This window comes from Bacillus timonensis (assembly GCF_000285535.1).
Taxonomy (GTDB): domain Bacteria; phylum Bacillota; class Bacilli; order Bacillales; family Bacillaceae_L; genus Ferdinandcohnia; species Ferdinandcohnia timonensis.
In genome coordinates, this window is sequence record NZ_HE610987.1 from 1 (window position 1) to 14,528 (window position 14,528).

General features: G+C 36.8%; 14 protein-coding genes and 2 pseudogenes. 2 read left to right on the plus strand and 14 right to left on the minus strand.

Translation table 11 applies throughout. The annotated features are described in order from the left end of the window. Positions 1 to 222: 222 nt before the first annotated feature. A pseudogene (locus tag BTHG_RS25040) lies at positions 223 to 1,091 on the minus strand (nucleotidyltransferase-like protein). A 141-nt stretch (positions 1,092 to 1,232) separates the two neighbouring features. Between BTHG_RS25040 and BTHG_RS14465 the strand changes: the two are divergent. After that, positions 1,233 to 1,598: a YgzB family protein gene (locus tag BTHG_RS14465; protein WP_010677446.1), complete on the plus strand. Its 366-nt coding sequence runs from the start codon at positions 1,233 to 1,235 to the stop codon at positions 1,596 to 1,598. A gap of 74 nt (positions 1,599 to 1,672) precedes the next feature. Here BTHG_RS14465 and perR read toward each other — a convergent pair whose 3' ends face one another. The 12 genes and pseudogenes from perR to bcp all read right to left on the minus strand — a co-directional run bounded on the left by perR (position 1,673) and on the right by bcp (position 12,731). Then, the gene (gene perR / locus BTHG_RS14470) at positions 1,673 to 2,116 is read right to left on the minus strand and encodes a peroxide-responsive transcriptional repressor PerR (RefSeq protein ID WP_010677447.1); all 444 of its coding nucleotides are present in this window, start codon (positions 2,114 to 2,116) and stop codon (positions 1,673 to 1,675) included. A 136-nt stretch (positions 2,117 to 2,252) separates the two neighbouring features. Then, positions 2,253 to 2,801, minus strand: coding sequence for a cob(I)yrinic acid a,c-diamide adenosyltransferase (locus tag BTHG_RS14475; RefSeq protein WP_010677448.1), 549 nt, complete (start codon positions 2,799 to 2,801; stop codon positions 2,253 to 2,255). Between the two features lies 1 nt (position 2,802). Next, positions 2,803 to 3,759 carry a D-2-hydroxyacid dehydrogenase gene (locus tag BTHG_RS14480; protein ID WP_010677449.1) on the minus strand — a complete coding sequence of 319 codons (957 nt, stop codon included), beginning with the start codon at positions 3,757 to 3,759 and terminating at the stop codon, positions 2,803 to 2,805. A 189-nt stretch (positions 3,760 to 3,948) separates the two neighbouring features. Next, positions 3,949 to 4,689, minus strand: a complete 741-nt coding sequence (locus BTHG_RS14485; protein WP_010677450.1) for an ABC transporter permease — start codon at positions 4,687 to 4,689, stop codon at positions 3,949 to 3,951. Between the two features lie 16 nt (positions 4,690 to 4,705). Continuing rightward, the gene (locus BTHG_RS14490; protein ID WP_010677451.1) at positions 4,706 to 5,422 is read right to left on the minus strand and encodes an ABC transporter ATP-binding protein; all 717 of its coding nucleotides are present in this window, start codon (positions 5,420 to 5,422) and stop codon (positions 4,706 to 4,708) included. Positions 5,423 to 5,612: 190 nt separating this feature from the next. Continuing rightward, positions 5,613 to 6,836 (minus strand): sensor histidine kinase, encoded by a 1,224-nt coding sequence (locus BTHG_RS14495; RefSeq protein ID WP_010677452.1) that lies wholly within the window; start codon positions 6,834 to 6,836, stop codon positions 5,613 to 5,615. Positions 6,837 to 6,865: 29 nt separating this feature from the next. Beyond that, positions 6,866 to 7,576 (minus strand): response regulator transcription factor, encoded by a 711-nt coding sequence (locus BTHG_RS14500; protein ID WP_010677453.1) that lies wholly within the window; start codon positions 7,574 to 7,576, stop codon positions 6,866 to 6,868. A gap of 600 nt (positions 7,577 to 8,176) precedes the next feature. Beyond that, a pseudogene (locus tag BTHG_RS25045) lies at positions 8,177 to 9,198 on the minus strand (siderophore ABC transporter substrate-binding protein). A gap of 168 nt (positions 9,199 to 9,366) precedes the next feature. After that, a complete protein-coding gene (locus BTHG_RS14515; RefSeq protein ID WP_010677455.1) occupies positions 9,367 to 10,134 on the minus strand; it encodes an iron ABC transporter ATP-binding protein in 768 nt (255 codons plus the stop codon). Next, positions 10,131 to 11,084, minus strand: a complete 954-nt coding sequence (locus BTHG_RS14520; RefSeq protein WP_010677456.1) for an iron chelate uptake ABC transporter family permease subunit — start codon at positions 11,082 to 11,084, stop codon at positions 10,131 to 10,133. The genes BTHG_RS14515 and BTHG_RS14520 overlap by 4 nt, the downstream gene beginning before the upstream one ends. After that, entirely contained in the window at positions 11,074 to 12,027 is a 954-nt protein-coding gene (locus BTHG_RS14525) for an ABC transporter permease (protein WP_010677457.1), read from the minus strand. Before BTHG_RS14525 ends, BTHG_RS14520 begins: the two co-directional genes overlap by 11 nt. Positions 12,028 to 12,260: 233 nt before the next feature. Beyond that, positions 12,261 to 12,731, minus strand: a complete 471-nt coding sequence (bcp, locus tag BTHG_RS14530; RefSeq protein WP_010677458.1) for a thioredoxin-dependent thiol peroxidase — start codon at positions 12,729 to 12,731, stop codon at positions 12,261 to 12,263. A gap of 138 nt (positions 12,732 to 12,869) precedes the next feature. On the opposite strand from bcp, the gene BTHG_RS14535 reads away from it, so the two are divergent. Then, positions 12,870 to 14,159, plus strand: a complete 1,290-nt coding sequence (locus BTHG_RS14535) for a glutamate-1-semialdehyde 2,1-aminomutase (RefSeq protein WP_010677459.1) — start codon at positions 12,870 to 12,872, stop codon at positions 14,157 to 14,159. Here BTHG_RS14535 and BTHG_RS27420 read toward each other — a convergent pair. After that, the coding region (locus BTHG_RS27420; RefSeq protein WP_010677460.1) for a hypothetical protein at positions 14,143 to 14,528 on the minus strand (386 nt) is incomplete at its 5' end. The genes BTHG_RS14535 and BTHG_RS27420 overlap by 17 nt on opposite strands.

Here is a 14,528-nt window from a genome sequence, read left to right on the forward strand (position 1 = left end):
CAAAGAACTTTTGTTGACCCGCCGTTCGAGGCGACTTTATTAATATATCATGGTGATTTATTAATGTCAATAATATTTTTAAAAAACTTTTACCAACTGATTTCTGTTTATCAGCGGCGAAATATAATATAACACGGGCGCCAATCATCCGTCAACAAAAATATAAATATTTTATTAAAATAATAAAACTCCCTTCATTTTTACGAAGGGAGTTCATGCATCTCAGTGATTTACGTTGTATACTCTATGAAAAATACCTTTCCCTTTTGTTTCAACCTTTTCTACATTAATTAAATGTTTGTCAACAAGGAATTCGAGATATACTTCCAAATCAACTGAATAGATTTTAAGTTCTGGGTGCTCCATTAGTTCCCCAAATGACCATGAGTCATTTCTCTGAGATAGAACATTTAGAATATGACTTGCCCCTCGTTTTGCTCTTGAGTGGATGAGAAATTCACTTGCAAGGAATAAAAGCTCAAGCCTTTTCTCGAGTGATTCTTCACTTTCCAATAGTTCAATATATAATTTATATATTTGAGGATCAATTTGTTTTACTTGATTCCAAACGGTAACTTCCGGATGAAAACCATTTTCGATAATTGCTAATCTTGCCAAGTGATGGAGTGCATGAATTACATAATTATATGCATCTAGATGTTGTTTTGCATTAAAAAAGCTTTCCCGTCCTGGTAACGGCGAATTAGTTTAGCAAATTCAATCCCCATCTTAATTTGTCTTTCTTCTTCAGGAAATTGATGTAGTTCATTTCTTAGTTCAATAATGTATTCATTTCGATCAAAGAGTATTTTCCCGTTTAAGATCCAGTTTACTATTTTTCGGTTAGAGCCGAATAATAACCATTCCTTTAATTGGCTTTCTCTTACTGTGTACAACGATGCTTTGCTATTGTCGTAGTCATAATGTTTGATAAACACATTCTTCTCTACCTCTTTTACAATTACGAGTAAGGCTAAGTCAAAATAATCCGTATGGGTAAAAGCATCCTTCCCTTTTTCAACCAGAATTACACCTAAAGTATTGGGGTGGCTTGCTCTTTCTTGGTAAAGAGGTCGAAGTAAATCCTCCATTTTGATTTCCTCCATTCAAATCCGTTGGTATATATTTCGACGCATAAAAAATAAAACCCTGCACATTTTTTGCAGAATCTTTTTTTTATTTTTATCTTTCTTTTTTATATTGTATAGTATATGAAGGAGGTTGTATGAAAAATGGGTGTAAAATATTCAAGTAAAATTAATAAAATTCGTTCTTTTGCTCTTGCTTTAATTTTTGCTGGATTTATTGTGATGTACGGGGGAATCTTTTTTAAAGAACATGTTGTGGTAATGACTATATTCATGATTCTTGGTCTTATTTTTATTTTAGCAAGTACAGTGGTTTATTTCTGGATTGGATTACTTTCCACTAGAACCATTCAGGTAACTTGCCCTTCTTGTCACAAACCAACTAAAATGTTAGGCCGAGTGGATGTGTGTATGTATTGTAAGGAACCGCTGACTCTTGATCCAGCTCTTGAAGGAAAAGAGTTTGATGAGAAATACAATAGTAAAAAATTAAACAAAGTAGAAAAGTGAAAGGCGCCTAGTCGATAGCGCCTTTACCTGAACATAAAGTAAAAAAAGCTGACAGGTTTAACTTGTCAGCTTTTTTAGTGTGCTGCTTTCTTTTGGCATTCTTGACATGAGCCGTAAATTTCCATTCTATGATGACTGACTTTAAAGCCTGTAACATGTGCTGCTAATGCTTCCACTTCATCTAACCCTGGGTAGTGGAAGTCCACAATTTTACCACATTCTTCACAAATGACATGATAGTGTTGCGTTGTGATAAAATCAAAACGGCTTGATGAATCTCCGTACGGTAATTCCTTTACTAAGCCAACTTCACGGAATACGCGAAGGTTGTTATAAACAGTTGCAACGCTCATGTTTGGAAACTTTCCTTCAAGTGCTTTATAGATATCATCTGCAGTCGGGTGACTCATTGAATTTATTAGATATTCTAATATCGCATGACGTTGCGGAGTGATTCGAACCCCGGTTTCTTTCAACGTATCAAGCGCTTCTTTCAAAAGATTGTCTGACACCGCCATGCACCTCTTTTCTAGTAAACATTATTACTTTATAATCCTTATAATTAGTGTATCTTGCTAACACTGCTTTTGTCAACATATCTACCATTACTATATGACTAAATCCAGTGATTTACGCTTATTTTTTCTGAATATTTCATTGATGAAGCGTTGGTTCACTTTGGCCAAGCTTATGGTTTACATATCGCGCAGCTACAAATAGAAAATCAGAAAGTCGATTTAAGTAAGAGTTCACAAGCGGACTTACCTCATCTCCAACAGCAACTGCTTTTCTTTCAGCTCTTCTCACGATTGTTCTTGCAACATGAAAAGTAGCCCCCGCTTGGCTGCCGCCAGGTAAAATAAAGTTTGTTAATGACGGAATTTGTGCATCCCATTTATCTATTGTTTCTTCTAAATGAGAAATATCCTCATCGGAAACCTTCCACTTTACTTCTTTCCCTGAAGGGGTAGCAAGCTCAGCTCCGACGTGAAACAAGGTTGTTTGAACCTTTTTAAAAATCAGTTGAACCTCTTCTTTACCTTCAAATTGAGTATTAAGTAGGTAACTTAAGCCAAGTCCAATCATTGAATTTGCTTCATCACATGTACCATATGCTTCTACACGATTATCACTTTTGGAAACCCGTTTCCCGTATACTAATGAGGTTGTGCCTTTATCCCCTGTTTTTGTATAGATTTTCACCTTAATACCCCCGGTCTAAGTCAATTTTATTGAGAAAATCACTGCCACTTTGCTTAAATATATGAAGATTTTTTTCAAAGATTTCAAATGATCTAGGCTCGTAAAATTTTGATTTACTTGAGATATGTGGGGTTACTGTTACATTTTCAAGTGACCAAAACGGATGGTTACTAGGAAGTGGTTCCTGTTCGAATACGTCCAGTACCGCGTGTGAAATCTTCTTTGATTGAATCGCTCGTAACAAGACCTCTTCTTTCACTAAATCCCCACGACCAATATTAATAAAAATTGCTTCCTTTTTCATTAAATCAAAATGGGTATCGTTTAGAATATATTTCGTTTCATTGGTGCTAGGTAGTACTGAAACGAGGTAATCAGCATTTTTACAAACAAAAGGAAGTTCATTAAATTGAACCATTTCATCTACAAATTCATGCTTATTACCGCTACGATTTAATCCAATTACTTTCATGTGAAAAGCTTTTGCAAGTCGTGCAATTTCTCCGCCAATGGCACCAACACCTAAGATTCCAATTGTTTTTCCGTATAATTCACCCACTGGAAAATTGGTAAGGCGATCCCAGCTTTTATCCTTTTGTTGTTCTACAATTTTCCGATTTTTCTTAGTTACGTGCAACATCATGGAAAGTGTATATTCGGACATTGGAATTTTGTGAATACCTCTTACATTTGTTACAAGGATTCCTTTTTCTTTAATCGCTTGAAAAGGCATGAGCTCCAGCCCTGCTGATATTACCATAATCCATTTTAGTTTTTTCGCCATTTCAATATGTTCTGGGGTTAGGTCCTCCCCATATGTAAGTAAAACATCTGCGCTATGTAGTTCAGGTAAGGCTCCTTCTATATTTTGATAATAGATGAATTCATCATCCGGAAATGCCTTGTTCATTCTTTCTGTTACTTCGTCGATAGGAATAAATGTCGATAAGATACGCATTATTACGCCTCCTTACTTATTATAGTAACAACTTAATAAAAAAGGTGGAAGGAAAATAAAAAAAAGGTGCGAGAATTCTCTCGCACTAATATAAGCTAACATCTGAGGAGGTATGCCCTACACTTATAAGATACGTCCGTTATATCGAAAATGTATAGACGTTTGACACTATCTGCTAAAAATAGGCTGTTAATCAGTCCATTTGAAATATTTTAAACCGATAATAGTTGAAACAACTAAAATTCCTAGTAAGATTCCGATGTCAAGAAATGCATCCGAGGTAAAAAGCGTGCCGTTCCAACCATCTCTTAGGACATTTACTACATACGTAAGTGGTACAATGGTAGCGATTTTTTGAAGAACCTCTGGATAGGTTTCCAACGGAATCGTTGCGCCTGATAAAAACATCATTGGGTACATCGCAATCATAGCAATTCCTAATGCTGTTTGCATGCGCTTTGTCACACTTGAAACGATAAAACCGATTGAGAAAAATGTGATGGAGCTAAATGTCAAAGCCACGAAGAATTCAAAAGGATGTGGTGTTAATTCTGTACCAAATCCAAGTTTTGCAATTAATAAAATTTCAATCGCACCAACATATATAGCAATAAATCCTTTTAAAATAGTTGCAGTAAAAATGGCACTTTGATTGATAGGTGTTCCTTTTAATCGTTTAAACACTCCTTTTTCACGGTCAATTACAATTTGCAACCCCATTGAGAAAAAGGCTGTTGTAAAAATAATGATGGCTATCATGCTTGGTATATAGGCTTGAAAATAGTTAAGTCCTTCGTATGTGTTCGATTCAAACATTAATCCGAATACAATGAAGCTGACAGCCGGGACGATAAAGGTAAACAGTAATGGCAAAGTCTCACGAAAAAATAACTTTAATTCCATTTGGGTATGTGTAAGAATAGATTGCATTTTAAATTCCTCCTCATTATTGTGAAACAGCATATTTTAGGTAAACATCTTCCATTGTTCCTGCTCCTTGCAGGTAAGAATCGATTAAATTCTGTGGTTTGTCACAAGCAACTAATTTTCCTTTTTTAATAATCGCGATTCGCTCACAATGCCTTTGTGCTTCGTCCATGTAATGTGTGGATAAAAGAATTGTTTTCCCTTCGTTACGGTAGCGATTAATGCAGGTCCATAGATCCCGTCTAGCTTGTGGGTCTAAGCCAGTTGTAGGCTCATCAAGAAAGATAATTTCTGGATCATTGACTAGTGCTAACGCTAATGATGTACGTTGCTGCCAGCCGCCTGATAGATTTTTAACATATTTGTTTAGGTAAGGTGTAAGACCAAGTGTTTCAATGATTTCCTGTAGGTCACGTTTTTTATCGTAATAAGAACTGAAAAGTTTCAAAGCTTCCTTCACTTTAATTCTGTCGTATAAGGCTGTTTGTTGAAGCTGAATTCCGATTTTTTGTTTGATTTCGTTAGATGCTTTGTCTGCGTTCAAGCCTAGGATTTTGACGCTTCCACTGTCTGGTTTCCGGATCCCCATCATAATTTCGAGGGTAGTTGATTTTCCTGCTCCGTTTGCACCGATGATTCCAAGTACTTCGCCTTGTTTGACTTGTAAAGTAATGCTATCAACTGCTTTTACGTCACCATAGCTTTTTGATATATTGTTAAGTTCAATTACATTCATGTTAAGGTCCTCCTTTTATTCTCGCTTTGCTTTGTTATCCTTATCATAGTCAGCGAACCTTAACTCAACCTTAAGTGAGTCTTATATCTTGCTTAATATTGCGGTTTGAATTCCTGTCTCAAAGTTAGCTGAACCAATTCATTATCAATTTCACAAAGGGCTAGAAACGAAAAAAAGATACAGCTTTTTGCTATACCTTTTCTAGTGGGAGTTCAATGATGAAGTTTGTTTTTCCTCGGGTAGGTGCAGTGTCGACAGATATGGTTCCGTTATGGAGTTCGACGATTTTTTTTGTAATCGCTAGACCAAGACCTGAACCACCGTCATTCATTCTACTTTTATCTCCTCTTACAAATGGATCAAATAAGGTTCTGGCGATGTCTTCACGAATGCCAACACCATTGTCACCGACTTCAATTATTAATTTGTCCTCCAATTTTATTAATCTAAGATAAATCTCCGTTCCGTCAGGATTATATTTGTTTGTATTTTGAAGAAGATTTGATATCGCTCGATTGAGTAGTTTTTGATCAAAAGGATACATCAATCTTGTATTAGGAATGTTGATATCAAGCTCCATATTCTTTTCCTCAAATAAATCAAAATGCTCTGCAATGACCCCACGGTAAAACTCACAGATGTCTTTCATCTCTTTCTGTATTGGAACATCTGGACTATCTAATTTTGAAAACATAAATAGCTCATCAATTAAGGATGTTACCCGAATCGATTTATCGTAAATGTATCGTAAGTATTTTTTCGTTTGCTCCTCATCTGTTACTAAACCTTCATACAGCGCTTTGGAATATCCTTGAATCGTAGTAATTGGCGTTTTTAGATCATGAGAAATGTCAGCGAGCATTTGCTTTTTACTTTCTTCGAGTCTCGTTTTCTCTCGATTTTTCCGTTCTAATTCTTCTGCTGTCCGTCTGAGATTTTCACTCATTTCCTTGTAGTTAATAGAGCCTTTTATAATAAACGGGAGAATGCTACCGCCGAATAGTGGGGGCCCTAAGTTTAGAATCGTGTAGTAGTTTCCTGAAAGGACAACTTGATAGATAAGAATTAACCCAAAAAACGTGAACAGACCACACACGACATACATCCATTGCATGGGTAGCCTTACCACCTGATATACAGGAATGAAGATCATGTAAATATACAATGGGTCGTACAAAAACCCAAATACTAGAATAATTGAAAGTTGGACAAAAACAAATGCAAGTGTGTGCCGTGGGCTCCAATACGCTTGCCTGTATGCTACAACAAACACTGCTATAAATAACAAGCCAATTAGTAACTTCCCCTGTGTTTCTTGAAATAAAAAGAAGAGTGGAAAGAGTAGGTTTGCAATGTATAAATACGGGATAATCCCTTCTTTTTCCGGAAAAATCCGAAAGTGTAATTTTTTCATTTATCTATTCCTCTTAGATTTATATGTTTCTATTTTTGGTCCACAAATTTATAGCCCAAGCCTCTAATTGTTTTTATGTAGATTGGTTTTTTTGGATCTTCCTCAATCTTTTCTCTTAGCTTGGAGATATGGACATTGATTGTGTTGTCCTCTTCGCCACCCATATAATAATCATCCCAAGCCCTTTCAAAGATTTGTTGTTTCGTATACACCCTACCAGGTGAGCTCATTAATAATTCTAGAATGCGATATTCTATTTTGGTAAGAGTAATTGTGGTGTCTCCCTTTATCGCTGAAAAGGAGTTCTCATCTAAGATGATGTCACCCACTTTTATCTGTAGGCTTTCACTTGTGGTAGCAAGCTCCTGCTTATAGCTATAGCTTCTTCTAAGCTGAGCCTGGACCCGTGCGATTACTTCTAGTGGATTAAATGGCTTTGGAATAAAGTCATCTGCTCCAAGCCCTAGTCCCAGTATTTTATCATTGTCATCATTCTTTGCGGATATAATGATGATTGGAATATGTAGATCTTGCCTTACTCTTTTAATAAGCTGATAACCGTTTATATTCGGCATCATCAAGTCAACAAGGATGAGATCAATGTTTTCCTTCTCAATGATTTGCAGTGCCTCTCTTCCGTCAAAGGCTTCTAGGATTCTATAATTCTCTTTTTCAAGATACAAGCTCAGTAACTCGACAATCTCAGGCTGATCATCCACGATTAAAATGGTTCGATTCATCCAAGTTCCCCTCTCTCAATTCCATTTTCTTTCCAGTATAACAAAATCAATGGAATCTTGGTGCATTTTTTTATGTGCTTGCATGTGTCGAGATATGTTAGGTTGGCTTTCCCATTAGCTTGTGTCTCTATGGCGGCTTGCATATCATGCTTCCAGTTTTTCTCCTTGGAGTGTACCGTATGACCCTTTTTTTATAGCCTTGGAGTTTAGTTGAAAAGAAATGTAGCCTTTATCGAAGTGTTTTGATATTTTTAGGGGGAATTTAAGGAGTCAACACACTTTATATTAAGACCTTTGGATATTGTTGGAAAACACCAAGACATAAACACATTTTATACCACCAGCTTTGGATATTAATGGAAATTCCCATTGTATAAATACATTTTATACCGTCACTTCAGAATATGATTGTAAAAACCAACACCTTAAACACACTTAACATTAAGACTTTTGTAAAAAATAAAACCCTCACGATAATGACCCTATTTGTCGTTGTATCAAATTTCTGCATAAGCATTTCCCCATCCCAATTACAAAAATAAAAAGCCCCCAGAGAGTCAGTTTTTACTGACTTCTGAAGGCTCTTTTTCTTATCTTGTTTTATTTTAATTCTGCTAAGATTTCTTCAATTTTTGCAAGCTCAGATTGTAAGCCGCCACCGCTTAAATACCAAAGTACACCATCTAAATATACGATTTTTTGTTTTTGTAAGCCTGTGTTTTCTGGATGATTTGATTTTCCATATCTTTTTCGATATTTGATTGGCCGCCTACTGCTGCTGTACGGTCGATAACGAACAATACTTCTGGATTAAATTCTAGAATTGCTTCAAATCCAAAGTTAGATCCATGGGAAGAAGAAGCGATATCTTCTGTTACTGGTTTAAAGCCGTATATATCATATATATAACCAAAGCGAGAGTTTGAAGCGAAACCAGATAATTTACCTTCATTGTACATTGTTACTAATGAAGATCCATAATTGCCTGCTACTGTTTTTACTTCTTCGAGAGCTGAATCTATTTTTGCAATTTGCTCTTTAGCTTCATCTTCTTTACCAAACATTTTAGCGGCTACATCTACAGAAGCTAAGAATGAGTTCCAGTAGTCATCTTGGGATGTTCCAACGAACACGACAGGAGCGATTTCTGATAATTCTTCGTAATAAGGTGCTTGGCGACCAGAAATATAAATGACGTCTGGACCAATTTCAGCAATATCTTCAAGTAACGGTTCCTTAAGAGTTCCTACATTTACATAATCATCGCTTGCATATTCTTTAAGGCTTTCAGGTAAGCTTGAGTCTTGCGGAACACCTACAATTCCTTCAACACCAAGTGCATCTAATGTATCTAGGAAGCCATAGTCAAATACAACGATTTTTTCTGGCATAGAATCAAATGTTACATCTTCAAAGTTAACTGTACCGGCTTCTTCGCTTTCAGTAGACGCAGTCGTTGGAGAAACAGTCATTGGATATTGACCTGCAGCTTCGCTTGTGGCTTGTTCTCCTGCTACGTCTGTGTCATTTGCTTTTTCCTTTGTAGCCTCATCATCGTTTCCACACGCAGTAAGCGCTAACGATAGGGCTAGAACTGTACTTGCTAATTTCCATTTTTTCATGTATATTCCTCTCCTTTTTAACCTTATGTATTATTTAAATAAAAATGAGAATCATTATCATTGATAACAATTCTCATTATAGAGGCATCCCCCACATCCGTCAATACAAAATGAGCAAATTTTTTTATCTTTATAAAAAAAGACCTAGAGACTTGTTTCCCCTAGATCTTATGCATGTGAATTGAAGTAGACGCAAATTCGACAACCATTTTGTTCTTGAATCGGAATATCCATATCATAGATTTCTCGTAATGCATCTGAATTAATAATCTCATGGGTTGGGCCATTTTTAACAAGTTTCCCATTTTTCAAGGCTACAATACGATCCGAATAAACAGAGGCGAAGTTTATATCGTGCAAAACGATGACAACTGTTTTACCAAGCTCATCGACAAGTTTACGTAAAATTTTCATGATTTGAACAGAATGTTTCATGTCCAAGTTATTTAATGGTTCATCAAGCAACACATAGTCCGTATCCTGTGCAATTACCATTGCGATAAAAGCACGTTGTCTTTGACCACCAGATAGCTCATCTAAAAACATATCTTGGATATCAATTAAATTCATATATTCAAGAGCTTGGTTGACGTATTGTTCATCCTCATCTGTAAGGCGACCCTTCGAATAAGGATAACGCCCAAATGCAACTAGCTCCCGAATGGTTAAGCGTACATTTAAAAAGTTGGATTGTTTCAAAATCGATACACGTTTCGCAAACTCAGATGACTTCCACTTTTTCACATTATTTTTATCAAGTAAAACTTCTCCGGTATCAGCATCTAATAATCGACTCACCATTGAAAGAAGCGTAGATTTACCTGCACCGTTCGGCCCGATAAACGATGTAATCGTACCCGGTTCGATAGTAATTGAAACGTCCTCGACCACAGGTTTTTTCCCAAAAAACTTCGTTAATCCTTTGATTTCAATCATTGTGCTGACCTACTTTCTTTTAATAGTAAGAAAATGAAGTAAATACCACCGACAAAGTTAATAATGACGCTTAATGTGGTACGTAATTCAAAAATATGTTCAACCAGGAACTGACCACCAACAAGGGCTATTATACTCATTAAGCTTGCCCCTAGAATTAAAATTGAGTGTTTATATGAGACTAAAAATTGATACGCAAGGTTCGCAACGATAAGTCCGAAAAATGTAATTGGTCCAACTAATGCAGTTGCAGTCGCAATTAACACAGCTGATAATATTAAAATATTCATTACCATCTTGTCGTAATTGACGCCTAGGTTCATTGCATTTTCACGGCCCAGTGACATAACATCTAACTTATCCATGATGAGATAACCGTAAATAAATGCAAGTAATAAAATTCCGATTGCGATATATAATAATTCGGCTTTTACGTTTGTAAAAGTTGCAAAAAGCCTACTCTGTAAACTTAAATATTCGACAGGATCAATCATGACTTGTAAAAATGTTACAAGACTTCCTAACAAAGTTCCGATAATCATCCCTATTAAAAGAAGTAAATAAATCGGATGTTTGTCAGACCGGAATAGGAATCTGTACAGAATAAGTGCAAATAAGACCATTGCAATAATTGCTGCACCAAAGTTCAAATACTTATTTAGTACCCAAATAGACATTGAACCCGCGAAGAAATAGATTAATGTTTGGACAACTTCATACATTGAGTCAAGGCCCATCATCGAAGGAGTCAGAATTCGATTTTGTGTGATTGTTTGGAATACGACAGTCGAATACGATATTGCAATACCTGTTACAACCATTGCCGTAACTCGAGTCATTCGTTTAGGGAATGCGTAATCAAACCCACCTTTTAAATCATAAAATCCATAAAACAAAATACATACGATTGCAATAATGGCTAGGAGTATTAGTTTTCTACTATTTCGCATATGCTTTCCCCCTAAATAACATAATTAAGAAGATCGCACTGCCGATTACTGCAACAGTTACATTGACTGGAATCTCGTAAGGTCGGACAATAATTCTACCTAAAATATCACAGATTAATAGAAATACAACCCCTAAAGCTGCTGTATGAGGAATTGTTTTTCGCAAATTATCACCCAAATAAAGCGATACGATATTCGGTACAATTAAACCTAAAAATGGAATAACACCAACCGTTAAAACAACAGTTGTTGAAATAATAGCTACAAGGACAAGACCTATATTTAACACTACTTTATAACTTAGCCCCAAGTTTTTCGCAAAATCTTCACCCATACCTGCAACAGTGAATTTATTAGCAAAAAGATATGCTAAAATAACGGCTGGGATCGCTATATATAAAAGCTCATAGCGTCCTGCAATAATAAGAGTGAAGCTCCCCATTAACCAAGATGAAATATTTTGAATAAGGTCAGCTTCATATGCAAAGAATGTCGCAATGGCTGATAAAATATTCCCATACATAATACCGATTAGTGGGACGAAAATCGCGTCTTTAAACTTAATTTTATCTAAGATTTGCATAAAAATGAGTGTTCCTACTAACGCAAATGCAAAGCTAAAAATAATTTGCTGGGTATAAGAAACGTTTGTAAAGAACAACATGGAGATGAGTATCCCAAGTTTCGCTGCATCTAATGTACCTGCAGTTGTTGGGGATACGAATTTATTTCTACTCAAACTTTGCATAATTAACCCTGCAATACTCATCCCTGCTCCAGCTAAAATGATCGCCATTAAACGAGGAACCCGACTAATAAGGAAAATCTGTGTTTCATCTGAATCCCAATTTAGTAAATCCATCGGTGTTATATCAATAGCCCCAATAAATAACGATATGAAGGAGAGGACAATTGCAGCGATTAGTAACATCCATAGTTTCATATGTAAGTCCTCATAACTTGTGTATTCTTAGTATGACAAATGAAAACGATTATCATTACTAATAACTTCATTATAAGTAAAGAATATTGTAAAATCAACCTTGAAATAGGAATACGAGTGGTTCTCACTTCACCACCATTAACCATTTAAAGCCCTGTCCCCGCTTGCTTTCAAGCGTTCGCTCTAATGGGTTCTGACAGTACTTTCCTTTTCTTTCACAAAATCTTCACAAATTATTGCAGATTCTCTTTTATATAAGTTAACGCATCCTCGACATGGCCTTTAACAGATACTTTGCGCCATTCCTTCACAAGATTTCCTTCTTTATCAATGATGAAAGTTGAACGCTCAATTCCCATGTATTCCTTGCCGAAGTTTTTCTTAAGCTTCCAGACCCCGTATTTCTCTGCTACTTCGTGGTCTTCATCTACTACTAATAGAAACGGCAAGTCATATTTATCAATGAATTTTTTATGTCGGTCAAGAGAGTCGGTGCTTACTCCAAGAATGACAGTATCAAGGCCACTAAAACTTTCATGCGCATCTCTGAAATCACAAGCCTCTGTTGTACATCCTGGTGTCATATCTTTTGGATAAAAATAAAGTACGACATTCTTTCCTTTAAAATCTGTTAATGAAACTGTTTCTCCATTGCTAGCGGTAGCAGTAAACTCAGGTGCTTTTTTTCCAATTTCAATTGTCATTTTTGTTACCTCCTGTATTTTTCCTATTAATGATAGGTTACATAATTTTAACGTGATATACAAATAAACTGGATTTGTTCCTATTTGAATTAGTGCTAAAATAGAATCGGTGAGTTTAAAGCTAGGAGGAACAAATTAATGAATCATTCAAAATCAGAAGAACTATATAGTGAGGCTCTGGAGCATATCGTTGGGGGTGTAAATAGTCCATCGCGTTCTTATAAAGCAGTTGGTGGTGGCGCACCAGTAGTGATGGAGCATGCAAAAGGTGCGTATTTTTGGGATGTTGACGGAAATAAATACATAGATTATCTTGCAGCATATGGACCTATTATTACTGGCCATGCACATCCACATATTACTGAGGCGATTACAAAAGCAGCAGAGACTGGCGTTTTATACGGAACTCCGACGCGACATGAAATCAAATTTGCAAAAATGCTGAAGGACGCTATTCCAGGAATGGATAAAGTTCGCTTCGTAAACTCAGGTACGGAAGCTGTTATGACGACAATCCGCGTGGCACGTGCGTATACAAACAGAACAAAAATTATTAAATTTGCTGGCTGCTATCATGGTCACTCCGACCTTGTACTTGTGGCAGCAGGTTCTGGCCCTTCTACATTAGGAACTCCGGATTCTGCTGGTGTACCAAAGAGTATTGCTCAAGAAGTAATTACAGTTCCATTCAATGATATTGAACCTTTTAAGGAGGCCCTTGCCAAATGGGGAACTGAAATCGCGGGTGTTCTTGTTGAACCAATCGTAGGAAACTTTGGAATCGTGGAGCCGAAGGAAGGCTTTTTAGAGCAAGTTCTTGAACTTTCTCATGAAGCTGGTGCACTCGTAATTTTTGATGAAGTAATTACCGCTTTCCGCTTTATGTATGGTGGCGCTCAAAATCTCTTAGGAATCACACCTGACTTAACCGCTCTTGGAAAAATTATCGGTGGTGGTCTTCCAATTGGGGCCTATGGCGGCAAGAAAGAAATTATGGAACAAGTTGCACCATTAGGTCCAGCCTATCAAGCCGGAACAATGGCTGGTAACCCTGCTTCGATGCTTTCAGGAATTGCTTGCTTAGAAGTACTTCAAGAAAAAGGTTTGTATGAAAAATTGGATCGATTAGGCGCGATGCTTGAAGAAGGAATTCTAAAACATGCGCAAGAATACAATGTTCCAATCACGATTAATCGATTAAAGGGTGCATTTACCGTTTTCTTTACTGATGAAAAGATTGAAAACTATGAGCAAGCAGAGAATACGGACGGAGAAATGTTTGGTCGATTCTTTAAGTTAATGCTTAGCCAAGGCATCAATCTTGCTCCATCTAAATATGAAGCATGGTTCCTAACGATTGCACATACAGAAGATGATATTGTAGAGACGCTAAAAGCAGTTGATTATGCGTTTAAGAATCTGAAATAAATAATATGTTGTAAGAACCTGCCAGTTGGCAGGTTCTTTTTTTGGATATTTGCGTCGTAGCCGGCGGATTTGCGTCTGTTTTTTGTTTTTTGCGTCGTAGCCGGCGGATTTGCGTCTGCATTTCATTTTTTGCATCGCGGGGCGGCGGATTTGCGTCTGCATTTCTCCTTTTGCGCCGCACCCGGCAGATTTGCGTCTGTTTTTTGTTTTTTGCGTCGCACCCGGCGGATTTGCGTCTACATTTCATTTTTTGCGTCGCACCCGGCGGATTTGCGTCTGCATTTCTCCTTTTGCGCCGCACCCGGCAGATTTGCGTCTGTTTTTTGTTTTTTGCGTCGCACCCGCCAGATTTGCGTCTGTTTTTTGTTT